This is a genomic window from Bradyrhizobium sp. 33ap4, assembly GCF_032654765.1.
GTDB classification, from domain to species: domain Bacteria; phylum Pseudomonadota; class Alphaproteobacteria; order Rhizobiales; family Xanthobacteraceae; genus Bradyrhizobium; species Bradyrhizobium australafricanum.
This window is the reverse complement of sequence record NZ_JAUMTJ010000068.1, coordinates 1-17,110: the sequence shown is the minus strand read 5'-3', so window position 1 is coordinate 17,110 and position 17,110 is coordinate 1. Positions and strand designations below refer to the sequence as shown.

15 protein-coding genes are annotated in these 17,110 nt (G+C 65.3%); 11 read left to right on the top strand and 4 right to left on the bottom strand.

Annotated features, from left to right (window positions below; translation table 11 throughout):
* Window positions 1–73: 73 nt before the first annotated feature.
* Complete coding sequence (locus tag Q2M23_RS36370; RefSeq protein WP_316398607.1) at window positions 74–1,525, bottom strand: NCS1 family nucleobase:cation symporter-1; 1,452 nt, start codon at window positions 1,523–1,525, stop codon at window positions 74–76.
* Window positions 1,526–1,744: 219 nt separating this feature from the next.
* On the bottom strand, window positions 1,745–4,213 hold the full coding sequence (gene hrpB, locus Q2M23_RS36365) for an ATP-dependent helicase HrpB (RefSeq protein WP_316398606.1): 2,469 nt from the start codon (window positions 4,211–4,213) through the stop codon (window positions 1,745–1,747).
* Window positions 4,214–4,426: 213 nt separating this feature from the next.
* On the opposite strand from hrpB, the gene Q2M23_RS36360 reads away from it, so the two are divergent.
* The 9 genes from Q2M23_RS36360 to Q2M23_RS36320 all read left to right on the top strand — a co-directional run bounded on the left by Q2M23_RS36360 (window position 4,427) and on the right by Q2M23_RS36320 (window position 12,700).
* Window positions 4,427–5,494, top strand: coding sequence for an acyltransferase family protein (locus Q2M23_RS36360; RefSeq protein WP_316398605.1), 1,068 nt, complete (start codon window positions 4,427–4,429; stop codon window positions 5,492–5,494).
* Window positions 5,495–5,740: 246 nt separating this feature from the next.
* Window positions 5,741–6,352 (top strand): sigma-70 family RNA polymerase sigma factor, encoded by a 612-nt coding sequence (locus Q2M23_RS36355; RefSeq protein ID WP_057018990.1) that lies wholly within the window; start codon window positions 5,741–5,743, stop codon window positions 6,350–6,352.
* Between the two features lie 410 nt (window positions 6,353–6,762).
* Complete coding sequence (locus tag Q2M23_RS36350; RefSeq protein WP_316398626.1) at window positions 6,763–7,518, top strand: cytochrome c biogenesis CcdA family protein; 756 nt, start codon at window positions 6,763–6,765, stop codon at window positions 7,516–7,518.
* 17 nt (window positions 7,519–7,535) lie between these two features.
* The gene (locus Q2M23_RS36345) at window positions 7,536–8,114 is read left to right on the top strand and encodes a thioredoxin family protein (protein WP_316398604.1); all 579 of its coding nucleotides are present in this window, start codon (window positions 7,536–7,538) and stop codon (window positions 8,112–8,114) included.
* Between the two features lie 190 nt (window positions 8,115–8,304).
* Window positions 8,305–9,711: a cytochrome ubiquinol oxidase subunit I gene (locus Q2M23_RS36340; protein ID WP_057018992.1), complete on the top strand. Its 1,407-nt coding sequence runs from the start codon at window positions 8,305–8,307 to the stop codon at window positions 9,709–9,711.
* The gene (cydB, locus tag Q2M23_RS36335) at window positions 9,708–10,709 is read left to right on the top strand and encodes a cytochrome d ubiquinol oxidase subunit II (RefSeq protein ID WP_057018993.1); all 1,002 of its coding nucleotides are present in this window, start codon (window positions 9,708–9,710) and stop codon (window positions 10,707–10,709) included. The genes Q2M23_RS36340 and cydB overlap by 4 nt, the downstream gene beginning before the upstream one ends.
* Complete coding sequence (locus Q2M23_RS36330) at window positions 10,709–10,837, top strand: DUF2474 domain-containing protein (RefSeq protein WP_156436394.1); 129 nt, start codon at window positions 10,709–10,711, stop codon at window positions 10,835–10,837. Before cydB ends, Q2M23_RS36330 begins: the two co-directional genes overlap by 1 nt.
* A gap of 170 nt (window positions 10,838–11,007) precedes the next feature.
* Window positions 11,008–11,601: a L,D-transpeptidase gene (locus Q2M23_RS36325; RefSeq protein WP_057018994.1), complete on the top strand. Its 594-nt coding sequence runs from the start codon at window positions 11,008–11,010 to the stop codon at window positions 11,599–11,601.
* 61 nt (window positions 11,602–11,662) lie between these two features.
* A complete protein-coding gene (locus tag Q2M23_RS36320) occupies window positions 11,663–12,700 on the top strand; it encodes an amino acid ABC transporter substrate-binding protein (protein WP_141339963.1) in 1,038 nt (345 codons plus the stop codon).
* Between the two features lie 355 nt (window positions 12,701–13,055).
* Here the strand turns inward: Q2M23_RS36320 and Q2M23_RS36315 are convergent, their stop codons facing one another.
* Complete coding sequence (locus Q2M23_RS36315) at window positions 13,056–14,195, bottom strand: acyl-CoA dehydrogenase (RefSeq protein WP_316398603.1); 1,140 nt, start codon at window positions 14,193–14,195, stop codon at window positions 13,056–13,058.
* A gap of 151 nt (window positions 14,196–14,346) precedes the next feature.
* The gene (locus Q2M23_RS36310) at window positions 14,347–15,531 is read right to left on the bottom strand and encodes an acyl-CoA dehydrogenase family protein (RefSeq protein ID WP_229191734.1); all 1,185 of its coding nucleotides are present in this window, start codon (window positions 15,529–15,531) and stop codon (window positions 14,347–14,349) included.
* Window positions 15,532–15,699: 168 nt separating this feature from the next.
* On the opposite strand from Q2M23_RS36310, the gene Q2M23_RS36305 reads away from it, so the two are divergent.
* Together Q2M23_RS36305 and Q2M23_RS36300 are read left to right on the top strand one after the other, a co-directional pair.
* A complete protein-coding gene (locus tag Q2M23_RS36305; protein WP_028343517.1) occupies window positions 15,700–16,245 on the top strand; it encodes a carboxymuconolactone decarboxylase family protein in 546 nt (181 codons plus the stop codon).
* Between the two features lie 134 nt (window positions 16,246–16,379).
* Window positions 16,380–16,874 (top strand): VOC family protein, encoded by a 495-nt coding sequence (locus tag Q2M23_RS36300; protein ID WP_316398602.1) that lies wholly within the window; start codon window positions 16,380–16,382, stop codon window positions 16,872–16,874.
* The last annotated feature ends 236 nt before the right edge of the window (window positions 16,875–17,110 follow it).

The window sequence follows — 17,110 nt, the reverse complement described above, 5'->3', positions numbered from 1 at the left end:
GCGAGCCCCAAGGGGCGGCCGAATGACGTCGGTCGCCCGCGAGGGCCGCAATTTCCGGCCCTCAGGCCGTCTCTCAGGCCGTCCTGGCGACCGGGCTCGGCATCGCAACGCGCAGCGCGTAATAGACCGCGCCCGCGATCCCGACACCGAAGAACCAGCCATAGACCGCCCACCACGCCGGCAGGATCGAGGTGAAGTTCGGCAGCACCGACGAGAACAGCGCGCCGATGCCGGCGGCGATCAGCGCGCTGACGTTCCAGCCGTTCTGAAAGCGATATTCGCCGTTCTCCTGATACAGCGCCGGCACGTTCACGCGGCCTTTGGCGATCAGGTAATAGTCGACCATCATGACGCCGAAGATCGGTCCCATCGTCGCGCCGATCAGCCCGACGAACGAGGCGGCGCTGCCCTCCCAGGGCGCGAACGGATACAGCGCCAGCGCGATCAGCGCCGCGATGTAGCCGCCCTTCTTGAAGTCGATATGCCGCGGAAACACGTTCGAGAAATCGAACGCCGGCGAGACGAAATTGGCGACGACGTTGATGCCGAGCGTCGCCACCGCGAAGGTGACCGCCGCGAGCAGCGCCAGGAACCAGCTGTCGAACTTCGCCGAAATCTGGTCGGGATGCAGCAGCACCTCGTGATAGACGTTGAACGCCGCGATCGTGGTGACGCCGGCGACCAGCGAGAACAGGACCAGGTTGACCGGCAGGCCCCAGATGTTGCCCTTGCGCAGCGCGGCTGCATCGGGCGCATAGCGCGAGAAGTCGCAGAAGTTGAGATAGAGCGCGGCGAAATAGGTGATCCAGGTCGCGGCGACGGCGCACAGCGCCGGGAACGAGCCGGGCACGCCGGGTACGCCAGCCTCCTTGGTCTTCTCCAGCAGCACGTCCTGCGGGATCGGCGCGGTGAGCGAGATCCCGCCGGCCGCGATGCACAGATAGATCGCAAGGATCAGCATCATCAACCACACCGCAGGTCCCGCCCAGTCCTGGAAGCGCCGCACCGTTTCCATGCCGCGCTGGATGATCAGGAGCTGCAGCGCCCAGATCACGACGAAGCAGATCACCTCGAGCGTGGAATGGCCGAGCATATGGCTGGACTGGTGGAACGCCTTGAAGCTGTCGATGCGCGTCAGCAGCGCAACGATCGCGCCCGAGGCCGCCGCAGTCTGCGCGCCGTACCAGAAGCAGGCGACGATCGCGCGCACCAGCGCCGGAATGTTGGCGCCCCAGACCCCGAACGAGGCCCGCGCCAGCACCGGATAGGGCACGCCGGTTCTCACGCCGGCATTGCCGATCAGGCTCATCAGCACGAAGATCACCAGCGACCCGACGCCGATCGCGAGGATGAAATTGACGAAGCTGCCGCAGAGCAGGAACAGGCTGGCGGCGAGATAATAGCCCCACAGGCTGTGCACATCCGAGGTCCAGACGTTGAAGATGCTGAAGGCACCCCAGTTGCGTTCCTTGGCCGGCGCCAGGTCTTCGTTGTACAGCGACGGCGATGCGTTCTTGATCTCCACGGTGACCTCCCCAAACTGCGAGCCCGTGATCCCATCCCAGCGTGCAAATCTAACCACCGTTTGCGGACGCTCGCCAGCGTTACGTCCCGGATGGTGCGGGTCTATGCCCGTCATTGCGAGCGAAGCGAAGCAATCCATCGTGCGGCATGCGCGGAACGATGGATTGCTTCGTCGCTATCGCTCCTCGCAATGACGGCGATGCATGAGATTCGCGACCCGTCACGTGCCGCGCGGTTTCACGCGCCTGGTCGGCATCGCGCTGGCGGGATCTTCCGGCCAGGGATGGCGCGGATAGCGGCCGCGCAGGTCGGAACGCACCGCAGCGTAACTGCCGCGCCAGAAGCCGGGCAGATCGCGCGTCACCTGCACCGGCCGCTGTGCCGGCGACAGCAGTTCCAGCACCAGCGGCACCGCGCCCTTGGCGATCGAGGGATGGGTGTTGAGCCCGAACAGCTCCTGCAGCCGCACCGCGATGGTCGGGCCCTGCTCGGCCTCGTAATCGATCGCGAGCTGCGTTCCGGTCGGCGCCTCGAAATGCGTCGGCGCCTCGCGATCGAGCCGCGCGCGCAATTCCCACGGCAGCAACGCCATCAGCGCGTCCGACAGGTCGCCGGCGGACAGGTCCTTCAGCGCGGTCTTGTCGTAGAGCGCCGGCACCAGCCAGTCGTCGGCACGCGCGGCGAGCGCGGTGTCGGACAGATCGGGCCAGCTCTCGTCCTCGGCCTTGCGCAGGAACACGACACGGTCGCGCCATTGCTTGGAGTGCTTCGACCACGGCAACCGGTCGAGCCCGGCCGCGATGAGCCCGTCGGCGAAGACGCGCGCGGTCTCGGCCGAGGGCGACAGCGACATCGGTGCTTCCGACAGCGTGATCGCGTGCAGCGAACGCCGGCGCCGCGCGCGCAGCGCCATCGCGCCGCGGTCGAACGTCACCTCTTCCACGTTCTCGATCTGGTCGGCGAAACGCTGCTCGATCTCCTCCTGGGTGATCGGCGCCGCCAGCAGGATGCGGCCGCTCGCGGCCGTGCCGGTCAGTTCGGCGACCGCGATATAAGGCAGCCGCGCCAGCGCCGCGGTCTGCTCGACGGCGGCGCCGCGGCCGTTGGCCAGCACGAAGCTGCCATTGCCGCGGTTCCGGGCGACCCGATCCGGGAATGCGAAGGCCAGCATGACGCCGGTGGAGAGATCCTTCGCTTCGCCGACAGCCGACTTCACCTGCGCGGCCCAGCGCGCCGCCATGCTGCGGGCGCTCGATGCGCGCTGCGAACGGTCGCGGCGGAACTGGTCGAGCCTGACGTCGAGATCGACACTGTCGCCGCCGAGCCCGCGCTCGGTCAGAACCGCGGCGATCTCGGCCGCCTCCTCGCCCATACCGAAGCGGGCGGAATCCACGATCATGCGCGCCAGCCGCGGCGGCAGCGCCAGCGCGCGCAGGCTCTGCCCTTCCTCTGTAATGCGGCCATCACCGTCGAGCGCCCCGAGCTCCGACAGCAGCGATCTGGCTTCCTTCAGCGCCGGTCCCGGCGGTGGATCGAGGAAGGCAAGGCCCGCGGGATCGCTGACGCCCCATTGCGCGAGGTCGAGCACCAGCGAGGACAGATCGGCGGAGAGGATTTCGGGCGCGGTGTAGGCCGGCAGCGACGCGGTCTGCGGCTCGTCCCAGAGCCGGTAGCAGACGCCGGGCTCGATGCGGCCGGCGCGGCCGCGCCGCTGATCCACCGCGGCGCGCGACGCCCGCACGGTCTCGAGCCGCGTCAATGCAATGTCTGGCTCGTAGCGCGGCACCCGCGCAAGGCCAGAGTCCACCACAATGCGGACGCCCTCGATGGTCAGCGAGGTCTCGGCGATCGAGGTCGCCAGCACCACCTTGCGGGTGCCCTTCGGCGCCGGCGCGATGGCGCGATCCTGCACGCTGGCATCGAGCGCGCCGAACAGCGGCACGATCTCGACAGAGGCGTCGTGCACACGCTCAGTGAGGAAGGTCTGGGTGCGGCGGATCTCGGCGGCGCCCGGCAGGAAGGCAAGCACCGAGCCGGCATCGGCACGCAGCGCGGTCGCGATCGTCTCGGCCATCTGCCGCTCCAGCGGCGCGTTGACCTTGCGGCCGACGTAACGGGTCTCGACCGGAAAGGCGCGCCCCTCGCTTTCGACCACCGGCGCGTCGCCGAGCAGTTTTCCGACGCGTGCACCGTCGAGCGTTGCCGACATCACGAGGATCCGCAGATCCTCGCGCAGGCCGGTCTGCGCGTCGCGCGCCAGCGCCAGCCCGAGATCGGCATCGAGCGAGCGCTCATGGAATTCGTCGAACAGCACCGCGGCGATGCCGTTGAGCTCGGGATCGTCGAGGATCCGGCGCGAGAAGATGCCTTCGGTGACGACCTCGATCCGCGTCGCGCGCGACACTTTCGAGCCGAAGCGCACGCGATAGCCGACGGTCTCGCCGGCACGCTCGCCGAGCGTCTTCGCCATCCGCTCCGCGCTGGCGCGCGCGGCGATGCGGCGCGGCTCCAGCACGATGATCTTCTTGCCCCTCGCCCAGGGTGCATCGAGCAACGCCAACGGCACGCGCGTGGTCTTGCCGGCACCCGGCGGCGCCACCAGCACCGCGGCGTTGTGGCCCACGAGCGTGCGATCGAGCTCATCGAGCACGGCGTCGATCGGCAGCGGACTATCGAATTGGCGCGGCAAGGATTCTCATCATCGCAGCGGCGCTCGGGCCGGGCTGCGTCCCATGGTTAACAAACGGTCTCTTCTCTTGGATTCCACGGCCTCTTAGACCATTCGCCGGCTACGGGAAACCCGCGGAAAGGTCCGGTTTGGTGGCACACCATTTGTATCAATAAAGGAGAAAGCAACCGATCGGGCCGATGGTAGGCCCGATCACGCCGGAACGAGACAAAGATGACCACGAACGGCACAGCCGCTGCGACAGATCGTTCCGCCCCAGGCGCGAGCGGACGCGTCGACTGGGTCGACTACGCCAAGGGCATCTGCATCATCATGGTCGTGATGATGCATTCGGTGCTGGGGGTCGAGAAGGCCGCCGACCAGACCGGCTTCATGCACTACGTCGTGATGTTCGCGAAGCCGTTCCGGATGCCGGACTTCTTCCTGATCTCGGGCCTGTTCCTGTCGGTCGTGATCGATCGCGACTGGCGCACCTATCTCGACCGCAAGGTGATGCACTTCGCCTATTTCTACGTGCTCTGGGTGACGATCCAGTTCGGCTTCAAGGCGCCGTCGCTGGCCGCCGAGACCGGTTGGGCCCAGGTTGGACTGCAATACCTCGAATCCTTCATCGAGCCGTTCGGCACGCTGTGGTTCATCTATCTGCTGCCGATCTTCTTCGTCGTCACCAAGCTCGCGCGCAACGTCCACCCGCTCGTGATCTGGCTGATCGCGGCAGCGCTGGAGACCGCGCATGTCGCGACCGGCTGGACCGTGATCGACGAGTTCTGCTCCCGCTTCGTCTACTTCTACACCGGCTATGTCCTCGCCGATTACGTGTTCGCGCTCTCGGACCGCGCGCGGGCACGGCCTGCGCTTGCCCTGCTCGGGCTTGGGCTCTGGGCGCTGATCAATGGCGGCCTGGTTGCGCTCGAGGTGAGCGAATGGCCGGTCGTCTCGCTGGCACTCGGCTTTGCCGGCGCCTGCGCGATCATCGTGACCGGCACGCTGCTGGCGCGCGCGCACTGGCTTGGCTTCCTGCGCTTCTGCGGCGAGCATTCGATCGTGATCTATCTCGCCTTCTTCCTGCCGATGGCGGCGTCACGCACCCTTCTGCTGCGCTTCGGCGTCATCCACGACATCGGCCTGATCTCGCTGATCGTGACCGCGGTCGGCGTCGCCGGCTCGCTCGTGATCTGGCGGCTGGCGCTGGCGGCGCGGGCCAATTTCCTGTTCGAACGGCCCGATGCGTTCTGGATTGCCCCGAAAAAGGCGGCGCCCTCGCTGCAGGCGGCCGAATAAGCCCCGACAGTGCCAGAAGTCATAACAGCCGGATTCGTTCCGACGGCAGGAATCCGGCCGTTCGAATTTTCCTCGCATTGAAATTATTGGCTTTTTGGTCCCGAATGTTTCGTCGTCGGGCCGGCGACGAAACAATTCTCCCGTTCACGAAACCATTTTCCGCTTTTCGCGCAGACATCCGGAAACGGGCCGTAACTAACAATTCTCCCAACGAACCGCCGCCCAACGGCGAACTGGGAGCCTGTCATGCCGAACGTCATCGCCATCAACTCTGCAGCCACGAAGCATATCGACGCTGCTCGCGCGACCTCGGATGAAACGCTGCTCGCGCGTATCGCCAAGAATAACCGCACCTCGATGCACACGCTCTATTCCCGTCATAACGTCCGGGTTTACCGCTTCGTGCTCCGCATGGTGCGCGACACCACGATGGCCGAGGACCTGGTGAGCCAGGTGTTCCTGGACGTCTGGCGCACCGCGGCCCAATTCGAGGGCCGCTCGCAGGTCTCGACCTGGCTGCTCTCGATCGCCCGCTTCAAGGCGCTGACCGCGCTGCGCCAGCGCAAGCATGAGGACATCGACCAGGACGACGTGCTGGAGATCGCCGACGGCGCCGACACGCCGGAAACCTCGCTCGATCGCGCCACCACCAGCGAGATCCTCCGCGCCTGCGTGGCCAAGCTGTCGCCGGCTCACCGCGAGATCATCAATCTGGTCTACTACCATGAGAAGTCGGTCGAGGAGGCCGGGCAGATCATCGGGATCCCGCAGAGCACGGTGAAGACCCGCATGTTCTATGCCCGCAAGCAGCTCGCCGACCTCCTGCGGGGTGCCGGCGTGGATAGCGTCGCCGCATAAAAGACTGCAAATTCAATATCTTAAAGGGAAATCACGCGACCCGGGCAATTGTCCAAGAAGCCGAAAAATTCAGGCGACGAAACAATTGAAACAATCGACGACATCACCCGGAAAAACGCGACCTCTATACCTATATCCAACGACGCAACCCCAACCCCAATTCACTGAACCGGTTTCGATACCTCTTCGTTCTAACCTCCCAAGTAGCCTCCAACGACCCGGCCGGGATGCCCCCAGCCGGGTCGCTCTGTATTTGGCGCGACGTCGTGAAGCCGAGTGCGCCTCGCCTCACACAGACGTGACGCGGCCCGCGACCGGTCCGCCGTAACGGCCAAACCGTCCTTGCGAAGAACATCAGGCGTACCCGGCACGGCCCTCTGGCGCGCCGGGACTCTGATGGACGGATGACGATGCTCAGCCTTGCCCTTGCCCTGCTTGCCGGTGTCGCCACCGTCGCCGCCCCTTGCACCCTGCCGATGCTGCCGATCCTGCTCGGGGTATCGATAGGCCAGACCGGCAAGGCGCGGCCCGCGATGATCGCGCTCGGTTTCGTGATGTCATTCTCTGCGGTGGCATTGCTGCTGAGCGCGATCACGCGCGCCTTCGATTTCGATCCGAACGTGCTGCGGACCGGCGCGGCCGTGCTGCTCGCGGGCTTCGGCCTCCTGATGATCTGGCCGGCGCCGTTCGAATGGCTGTCGATCCGGCTCACCGGCGCTACCAAAGCGTTTTCGAGCGAAGTGGATACCGGTTCGCGTCAAGAAAGCGCGTCTAAACAAGGGGGCAGCCTCGGTCAGGCCGCGCCGTCGCACAGCCTGTTCGGTGGCTTCGTGCTCGGCTCTACGCTCGGCCTGGTGTGGACGCCGTGCGCCGGCCCCGTGCTCGGCTCGATCCTGACCATCGTCGCGACCTCGAAGGACACCGCGTGGGCGAGCCTGCAGCTCGTCACCTACGCGATCGGCGCCGCGATCCCGATGCTTGCGATTGCCTATGGCGGACAGGCCGTCACCACGCGCGCTCGCAGCATGGCGCGGATCGCGCCGCGCCTGCAGCAGGGCTTCGGCGTCGTGATCGTCGCATTCGCCGCGCTGTCCTACCTGCAATACGACACGCTGATCGTGGCGTGGCTGACCCAGTTCTATCCCAACGGCCAGATCGGCCTGTAAGCCCAAAGGAGATATCGATGTCCCTGCGCTTGATTGCCGTATCCGCTCTGGTTACGGGCCTTGGCCTCGGCGGCGCCGTCATTCCCGGCCTCTGCACCGAGTCAGACGCGCCGGCACAGCCGGTGCCGCCGGCGATCGCCATGACAACCGGACAGAGCCAGACCGCGCCCGAAATCGTCGGCATCAGCAACTGGTTCAATTCGCAGCCACTGAAGCTCGCCGACCTGCGCGGCAAGGTCGTGCTGGTGGATTTCTGGACCTATGGCTGCGTCAACTGCGTCAACACGCTGCCGCACGTCACCCAGCTCTATTCGAAGTACCGGGATCGCGGCCTCGTCGTGATCGGGGTCCACACGCCGGAATTCCCGTTCGAGCATTCGGCCTCCAACGTGCAGGCGGCGCTGAAGCGGCACGGCATCCTCTATCCGGTGGCGCAGGACAACAATTCGCAGACCTGGAACGCCTACCGCAACCAGTATTGGCCGGCGCAATACGTGATCGACCAGAACGGCAAGATCGTGTTCCAGCACGCCGGCGAGGGACAGTACGACGAGATCGACCGCACCGTCGCGCGGCTGCTCAACGCCAACAGCTAAAGCCTGATGAAATCAGGTTGAGCTGGAACGGCGTCGAAAGCTCACCTCTCCCCGACGGGGAGAGGTGAACCGGGACCGCACCAAGCCGATCCAGCCAAAACTCAACCCGCTCCAGTCGGACAATCCGCCCTCTTTGTCGTCACAGCTGACGTGGTAAGGTCCACGCCAGGTCGACGACGGATGGTGCGTAATGTTCGAAGGCTGGGATGCGGTCGTACTCGCCCGCGCGCAATTCGCTTTCACGATGTCGTTCCACATCGTGTTTCCCGCATTCTCGATCGGGCTTGCGAGCTATCTCGCGGTGCTGGAAGCGCTGTGGCTTGCCACCAGGCGCGAGGTCTACATCAACCTGTTCAATTACTGGCTGAAGATCTTCGCGGTCGCGTTCGGCATGGGCGTGGTCTCGGGCATCGTGATGTCCTACCAGTTCGGCACCAACTGGTCGTCCTTTGCCGACAAGACCGGGCCGGTGATCGGCCCGATGATGGCCTATGAGGTGCTGACCGCATTCTTCCTGGAAGCCGGCTTCCTCGGCGTGATGCTGTTCGGGCTCGAGCGCGTCGGCCCCAGGCTGCACTTCGTGGCGACGTTGATGGTCGCGATCGGCACGCTGATCTCGGCGTTCTGGATTCTGTCGGCCAATTCCTGGATGCAGACGCCGACCGGCCACGCCGTCAACGCCGACGGCCAGTTCGTCGCCGCCGACTGGCTCAAGGTGATCTTCAATCCGTCGTTCCCCTATCGCCTCGTGCACATGGTGCTGGCGGCGTACCTTACCACCTCGCTCGTGGTCGGCGCGGTCGGCGCCTGGCATCTGCTGCGCGACCAGCATCTGGCGGGAGCGCGCGTGATGTTCTCGATGGCGATGTGGATGGCCACCCTCGTGGCGCCGATCCAGATCCTCGCCGGCGACCAGCACGGCCTCAACACGCTGGAGCACCAGCCCGCCAAGGTGATGGCGATGGAAGGGCATTACCAGAGCCACAAGGACGGCGCGCCGCTGATCCTGTTCGGCTGGCCCGACCAGCGTGAAGCGAAGGTCAAGTATGCGATCGAGGTGCCGAAACTGTCGTCGCTGATCCTGAAGCATTCGCTCGACGCGCCGCTGGCCGGCCTCGACACCGTGCCGCGCGAGAACTGGCCGCCGGTGCCAATCACCTTCTGGTCGTTCCGCATCATGGTCGGCCTCGGCTTCCTGATCATGGGGCTCGGCCTGCTCAGCCTTTTGATGCGCTGGCGGGGGATGATGTACCAGTCGTCGCTGCTGCATCGCTTCGCCGTGCTGATGGGCCCCGCCGGCTTCATCGCGGTGCTCGCGGGCTGGATCACCACGGAGACCGGGCGGCAACCGTTCACGGTCTACGGGCTGCTGCGGACCGCCGATTCGGCGTCGCCGCTGGCGGCGCCCGCGGTGGGCTCGTCGCTGATCGCCTTCATCATCGTCTATTTCGCCGTGTTCACCGCGGGCGTGATCTACATCCTGCGGCTGATGGCGCAGCCGCCGCATCCCGGCGAGCAAGGCCCGACGAAGGATCTTCCGGCCCGCGCGGCCGGCATCACGCCGGCGGCGGGCGCAGCCGTGGAGGGCGCGCGATGATCGATCTCGCCACGATCTGGGCCTTCATCATCGCCTTTGCCGTGTTCGTCTATGTCGTGATGGACGGCTTCGATCTCGGCCTCGGCATCCTGTTTCCGCTGTTTCCGCAAAAGACCGACCGCGACGTCATCATGAACACGGTGGCGCCGGTGTGGGACGGCAACGAGACCTGGCTGGTGCTCGGCGGCGGCGGCATGATGGCGGCGTTTCCGCTGGCCTATGCGGTGCTGATGCCGGCGCTCTACACGCCGATGATCGCGATGCTGCTCGGCCTCGTGTTCCGCGGCGTCGCCTTCGAATTCCGCTGGCGGACCCAGAAGGCGCGCAACAAATGGGATATCGCTTTCGCCGGCGGCTCGCTGCTTGCGACACTGGCGCAGGGGATCGCGCTCGGCGCCATCCTGCAGGGCATCCATGTCGAGGGCCGCCAATACGCCGGCGGCTGGTGGGATTGGCTGACGCCGTTCAGCGTCCTGACCGGCGTCGCGCTGGTGATCGGCTACGCGCTGCTCGGCGCGACCTGGCTGGTGATGAAGACCGAGGGCGAGCTGCGCGACCGCGCCTATCATCTGAGCTGGATGTTGTTGGTCGCGATGCTGGGCGCAATCGGCGCCGTCAGCATCGCGACGCCTTTCCTCAGCGTGCAGTACACCCAGCGCTGGTTCGCCTGGCCCAACATCATCCTCACCGCGCCGGTGCCGATCGCGGTCGCCGCCGTCACCGCACTGCTGCTGCGCGCGCTGAGCAACAAGAACGACCACCAGCCGTTCTTCCTGACGCTCGGGCTGTTCGCGCTGTCCTATGCCGGACTCGGCATCAGCATGTATCCGTACATCGTGCCGCAGAGCATCACGATCTGGCAGGCGGCGGCACCGACCAACAGCCAGGTCTTCATGCTGGTCGGCGTCTCGATCCTGGTGCCGCTGATCCTCGGCTACACCGCCTGGGCCTATTGGGTGTTCCGCGGCAAGGTGCGCCCCGGCCACGGATACCACTGATGCCCGAGGGCTCGAATCAGCGGCCGCTCGGCCAGCGCCTGCTGTGGTTCGCAGCGCTGTGGCTCGGCGGCGTCGGCACCGTGGCGCTGATCTCGTTCGCCTTGCGACTCTGGATCGCGCCGAAATGAGGCGGCCCGCGCAACGTGCCGCGACAATCAATGACAAAAAACAGAAGCATTACAGGGATATACCTGTGGTGCGGCCCTAAGCTTGCCATCAAGCTGCCGCTGAGATTTGATGCTGCCTGATTTGCGGGTGGAGCAACCATTTGGCCGCGTGCCAACGAGGAGAGCTTTCAATGACGAAGTTTCGTCACCTGGTCTGGATGTTGATCGCGACGGGCGCGCTCGTGCTGTCGACGTCGCAGGGTTTCGCCCAAAACCGCCCGGACGCCGACGAGCCCGGCCTTGTTGCTGACGACGGCTACGAGCTCGACCCGGAATGGCAGAAGCAGGTCGTATATTACCGGACCAGTGAGGCGCCGGGCACCATCATCGTCGCGACCGCCGAGCGCCATCTTTATTTGGTGCAGGGTAATGGCCGCGCGCTCCGCTACGGTATCGGCGTCGGCCGCGAAGGCTTTCAATGGCAGGGCCTGGTGAGCATCACCCGCAAGGCCGAGTGGCCGGACTGGGTGCCGCCGCCGGAAATGATCGCGCGCCAGCCCTATCTGCCGCGCTTCATGGCGGGCGGCCCGGGCAATCCGCTCGGCGCACGCGCGATGTATCTCGGCACCACGGTCTACCGCATCCACGGCACCAACCGGCCCGACACCATCGGCACCGCCGTTTCCTCCGGCTGCTTCCGCCTGGTCAACAACGACGTCGCCGATCTCTACAACCGCGTTCCGGTCGGCACCAAGGTGATCATCCGGCAGAAGCCCGAACTCTGATCTCTACCCGCCTTCGATATCCGCCCCGCCTTTCCCCCCGATCCTTCGCGAGAGAGAACCCATGCGTACATTTCGAGGCGGCCTGACGATCGGGCTCGCGATCGCCGCACTGGTTGCGGCCGCCGCCATCACCTATGAGCGTTACGACACCCGCACGCTGAAGCGCACCGTCCGTCGCGGCGACGTGCTGTGCGGCGTCAACAAGGGCCTGCCGGGCTTCTCGATCCCGGACGACAAGGGTAACTGGACCGGCTTCGACGTCGACTTCTGCCGCGCGGTCGCGTCGGCGATCTTCGACGACCCGTCGAAGGCGAAGTTCGTTCCGCTCGACGCCAGCGAGCGTTTCAAGGAGCTGCAGAACCGCAAGGTCGACATCCTCTCGCGCAACTCCACCTGGAGCATGTCGCGCGAGACCAATTACGACCTTTATTTCCCCGCGGTCGCCTATTATGACGGCCAGGGCTTCATGCTGCCACGCTCGCGCAACATCGATTCCGCGCTCGACCTGAACGGCAGCAAGGTCTGCGTGCAGGCCAACACCACGACGCAGCTCAATCTCGCCGACTATTTCCGTGCCAACAACATGAAGTACACGGAGATGAAGTTCGACAAGCTGGACGACGTCGTGAACGCCTACAACTCCGGCCAGTGCGATACGCTAACATCGGACGCCTCGCAGCTCTATGCGCTGCGGCTCAACCTCGCCAAGCCGAGCGACCACACGATCCTCGCCGACATCATCTCCAAGGAGCCGCTGGCGCCGGTGGTGCGCTTGCGCGACGACGACTGGATGATGATCGTGAAGTGGACGCTGTACGCCATGATCAACGCCGAAGAGCTCGGCATCACCTCGAAGAACATCGACGAGGCGCTGAAGTCGAAGAAGCCGGAGGTGATGCGGCTGGTCGGCACCGAGGGCAGCTATGGCGAGGATCTCGGTCTGACCAAGGACTGGGCGGTGCGCATCATCCGCCATGTCGGCAATTACGGCGAGGTCTACGACCGCAACGTCGGCGCCGACTCCAAGCTGAAGATCCCGCGCGGCATGAACCAGCTCTGGAACGCCGGCGGCGTCCAGTACGCGCCGCCGATCCGGTAGACTCTCCATCGTCATTGCGAGGAGGTCGCGACAAAATTGCAAAGCAATTTTGCGCTGAAGCGACGAAGCAATCCATTTCGCCACAAGTGGAGAGATGGATTGCTTCGCTTCGCTCGCAATGACGAGCCTATGCCAAGCCGCCCTCACCGCTGTCATCACCCGCGCGAAAGCGGGTGATCCAGTACGCCGCGGCTTCTCGGCTCAAGCGCCGACGTCTCTGGAATACTGGAACGCCCGGTCCCGTCTACGCCAAGGCTTCGACGAGGCTTTCGCTTTCAGGCGCGCCGAAGCTTGAGCGAAGGCGGCGAGCCGGGCGATGACAGCGTGTTGCGTAGCGACAATGACGCGGCGAAGATCAATACCCCTTGCCGCTCGCCAGCTGGTCGGTGTGGAAGTTGCTGTCGCCGAACAGCTCCTGGCAGACGCGGGCGCGCTTCATGAAGAAGCCGATGTCGAACTGGTCGGTCATGCCCATGCCGCCATGCATCTGCACGCCCTCCTGCACGGCCAGCGTCGCAGTGGTGCCGGCGCGGGCCTTTGCCACCGCGACCGCGGTGGCCGCCTTGTCGATGTCCGTGTCGAGCGCCTGCAGCGCCTTCAACACGGCGGCGCGCGTAATCTCGATATCGATGTAGAGCTGCGCGGCACGGTGCTGCAGCGCCTGGAATTCGCCGATCGCTTTGCCGAACTGCTTGCGCTCCTTCAGATAGGCCACGGTGCGGCCGAACACCTCGTCGGAGAGGCCGACCATTTCGGACGCCACCGCGCCGCGGCCGATATTGAGCACGCCCTCGAGCAGCCCAAAGCCCTGATCGACTTCGCCGAGCACGCTGTCGGCGTTGACCTCGACATTGTCGAACACGATGCGCGCCGCGTTGTGCGAATCGACCATCGCGGTGCGCTCGACCGCGAGCCCCTTCGCCTTTGGATCGACCAGGAACAGCGTCAGCCCGTTCCTGTCGCCGGCGCTGCCCGCGCTGCGCGCGGCGACAATCAGGAGGTCGGCGGTGTGGCCGTCGACTACGAAGGCCTTGTCGCCCGACAGCTTGAAGCCGTTGCCGGAGCGCGTGGCCTGCAACTTGGTCTGCAACGGGCGATGCTTGGCGCCCTCATCGATCGCGAGCGCCGCCAGCAGCGAGCCGTCGGCGATCTTCGGCAGATGCTGCGCCTTCTGCGCCTCGCTGCCGCCGCGCGACAGCGCCGAGGCGGCGAGCACCGAGGTCGCGAGGAACGGCGACGGCATCAAGGTGCGGCCGATCTCCTCCATGACGATGCCGGCCTCGACGCAGCCGAGCCCGCTGCCGCCGAACTGGTCCGGCACCAGCAGGCCGGAGAAGCCCATCTCCGCAAATGTCTTCCAGAGATCGCGCGAGAAGCCGGTGGCATCCTTGGCATCGCGCAAGGACCGCAGATGCGCCACCGGCGCCTTGTCGCTGATGAGGCCGCGCGCACTGTCGCGCAGCATGGATTGTTCTTCGGTGAGGACGAGGGCCATAGGAAATCCGATCTAACGTTCTAAGCAACGGTCTGAGTTCGTCATTCCGGGGCGATGCGACAGCATCGAACCCGGAATCTCGAGGTTCGCGATGCGCAATCGCGCATCAGGGTTCGCCGCTTCGCGACGCCCCGGAACGACGGTGCAGCGATCACGCGCCCGGCAAATCGAGGATGCGCTTGGCGACGATGCCGAGCATCACCTCCGAGGTGCCGCCCTCGATCGAATTGGCCTTGGTGCGCAGCCAGGCGCGCGGGCGGGCGCCGCCTTTGGAGCGGTCGCTCTCCCATTCCAGCGCATCGATGCCGCCGGCCGACATCAGGATCTCATAGCGGCGCTTGTTGAGCTCGGTGCCGTAATATTTCATCGCCGAGGAGAACGCCGGATGCGATTGCCCGGCCTTGGCGAGATCGACCGCGCGCTCGGCGGCGGCAGCGAGCGCGGCCTCGTCGACCTCGAAGCTCGCGATCTGGCTGCGCAGCTGCGCGTCATCGAGCTTGCCCTGCGCGTCCGCACCGACCGAGTCGGCGGCGATCTGGCCGAGCGGACGACCGACGCCGCGCTCGCCCATGCCGGAGATCATCGCGCGCTCGTGCTGCAGCAGATATTTCGCGACATCCCAGCCGCGATTGACTGATCCGACGACATGCGACTTCGGCACGCGAACATTGTCAAAGAAGGTTTCGCAGAACGGCGAATAGCCCGAGATCAGGAGGATCGGCTTGGTCGACACGCCCTTCGAGGTCATGTCGAACAGGATGAAGCTGATGCCGTCATGCTTCTTCGCCGCGGGATCGGTGCGCACCAGGCAGAAGATCCAGTCGGCGTAGTTGGCGTAGGACGTCCAGATCTTCTGGCCGTTGATGATGTAATCGTCGCCGTCGCCGACCGCGCGGGTCTGCAGCGAGGCGAGGTCGGAGCCGGCATTCGGCTCGGAATAGCCCTGGCACCAGCGGATCAGGCCCGCGGTGATCTTCGGCAGATGCTCCTTCTTCTGCTCCTCGGTGCCGTATTTCAGCAGCGCCGGTCCCAGCATGGAGATGCCGAACGAGGTCAGCGGCTGACGCGCGCCGATCGCAGCCATCTCCTGGCGCACGATCTTGGCCTCCTCGCCGTCGAGGCCTCCGCCGCCATATTCCTTCGGCCAATGCGGCACGGTCCAGCCCTTGTCGCGCATCCGCTCGAACCAGACGCGCTGCGCCTCGGACGAGAATTTCGTGTTGCGGCCACCCCAGAAGGTGTCGCCATCCGAGGTCATCGGCTTGCGCATCTCCGGCGGGCAATTCTGCTCCAGCCAGGCGCGGGTCTCCGCGCGGAATTTCTCGAGGTCAGCCATGGTGCGTTTCCAGTCAAATTCGACGAATTGGATTCGACCTTAGACCTACGCAGCCGCCGAATTCAATATGCCTCGCGGCCGCGCCATGCTCTGGCGTCGCTACTCACCTCGCGCGATCGGGTGTATCGCCGAGATGGGGTAACGCTTGAAAAACAAAAGGAAACGGACATGCGGCTGAAGCTGCTTTCGCCTAGCGAAATGAACGCCGCCCAGAAAGAAACCTACGACGAGTCGATCGCCGGCAAGCGCGGTGCGCCACCCGCGCCGATGATGGCCTGGCTGAACAGCCCGGAGATGGCACGGCATGCCACGCGGCTCGGCGAGGTGCTGCGCTTCGACACGATCTTTCCCCCAAAGCTGTCGGAGATCGCGATCCTCGTCACCGCGCGGCACTGGACCGCGCATTACGAGTGGTATGCCCACAAGCGCCTGGCGCTGAAGGGCGGCCTCGACCCGAAGATCATCGAGGACATTCGCGTGCGCCGGACGCCAAGCTTCGACGATCCCAAGGCCAGGGTGATCTACGACGTCGCCAAGGCGCTGCACGAAGGTCACGGCCTGCCGAAGGCACTGTATGACGAGGCGGTCGAGGTGCTGAGCCAGCGCGGCCTGGTCGAGGTGATCGGCCTCTGCGGCTACTACACGATGGTGTCGATGACGCTGAACACGTTCGAGTTCCAGCTGCCCGGCGGCGAGTTGTCGGAGCTCTGCTAGGCCCGGCGACCGTGGCGCCTTTCGGAAACGCTGCGTTTCCGGATCGATCGCTCCGGCGTCGGCAAATCCAGACTATATCAGGCGGCGAAACCTCGCCCCTGATAGCGGGGCATTGACGTCAACGGAGTCCGCTCATGCCAGAGAATCCCCCCATCATCGCGGGCACCCGGATCGGGCATGTTCACCTCAAGGTGGCCGATCTCGACCGGGCGCTCGGCTTCTATTGCGGTGTGCTCGGCTTCGAGTTGCAGCAGCGCATGGGCACGGACGCGGCCTTCATCTCGGCCGGGGGTTATCACCACCACATCGGCCTCAACACCTGGGAGAGCAAGGGCGGCCATCCGCCGCCGCCGGGCACCACGGGCCTGTTCCACACCGCCATCCTCTATCCCACCCGCCCGGCGCTCGCCGACGCGCTGCACCGGGTGCTGTCGGCCGGCATCGAGCTCGACGGCGCCAGCGACCACGGCGTCAGCCAGGCGCTGTACCTGCGCGATCCCGACGAGAACGGCGTCGAGCTCTATTGGGATCGCCCCGAGGCCGAATGGCCGCGCAGCGCGGACGGCAAACTCGCGATGTTCACGCGACGGCTGGACCTGGACGACCTGCTGAAACAGCGTGCGACGTAATTCCGCAAGGCGATAATTTCGTAGCCCGGATGAAGCGCAGCGAAATCCGGGGTTCGCTCCATGAGGCAATACTGCTCCCGGATTACGCTTCGCTCCATCCGGGCTACGAGTGCTTTCCCCTTCCCCCTGAAAGGGGGAAGGTCGGGATGGGGGTTAGCCGCGAAGTCGGATCGTAGCCATGTCGTTCTGTGAGCCAAGGAGTTGAGTGTTATAGTTGTCTTCCTAAGACCGCTTGT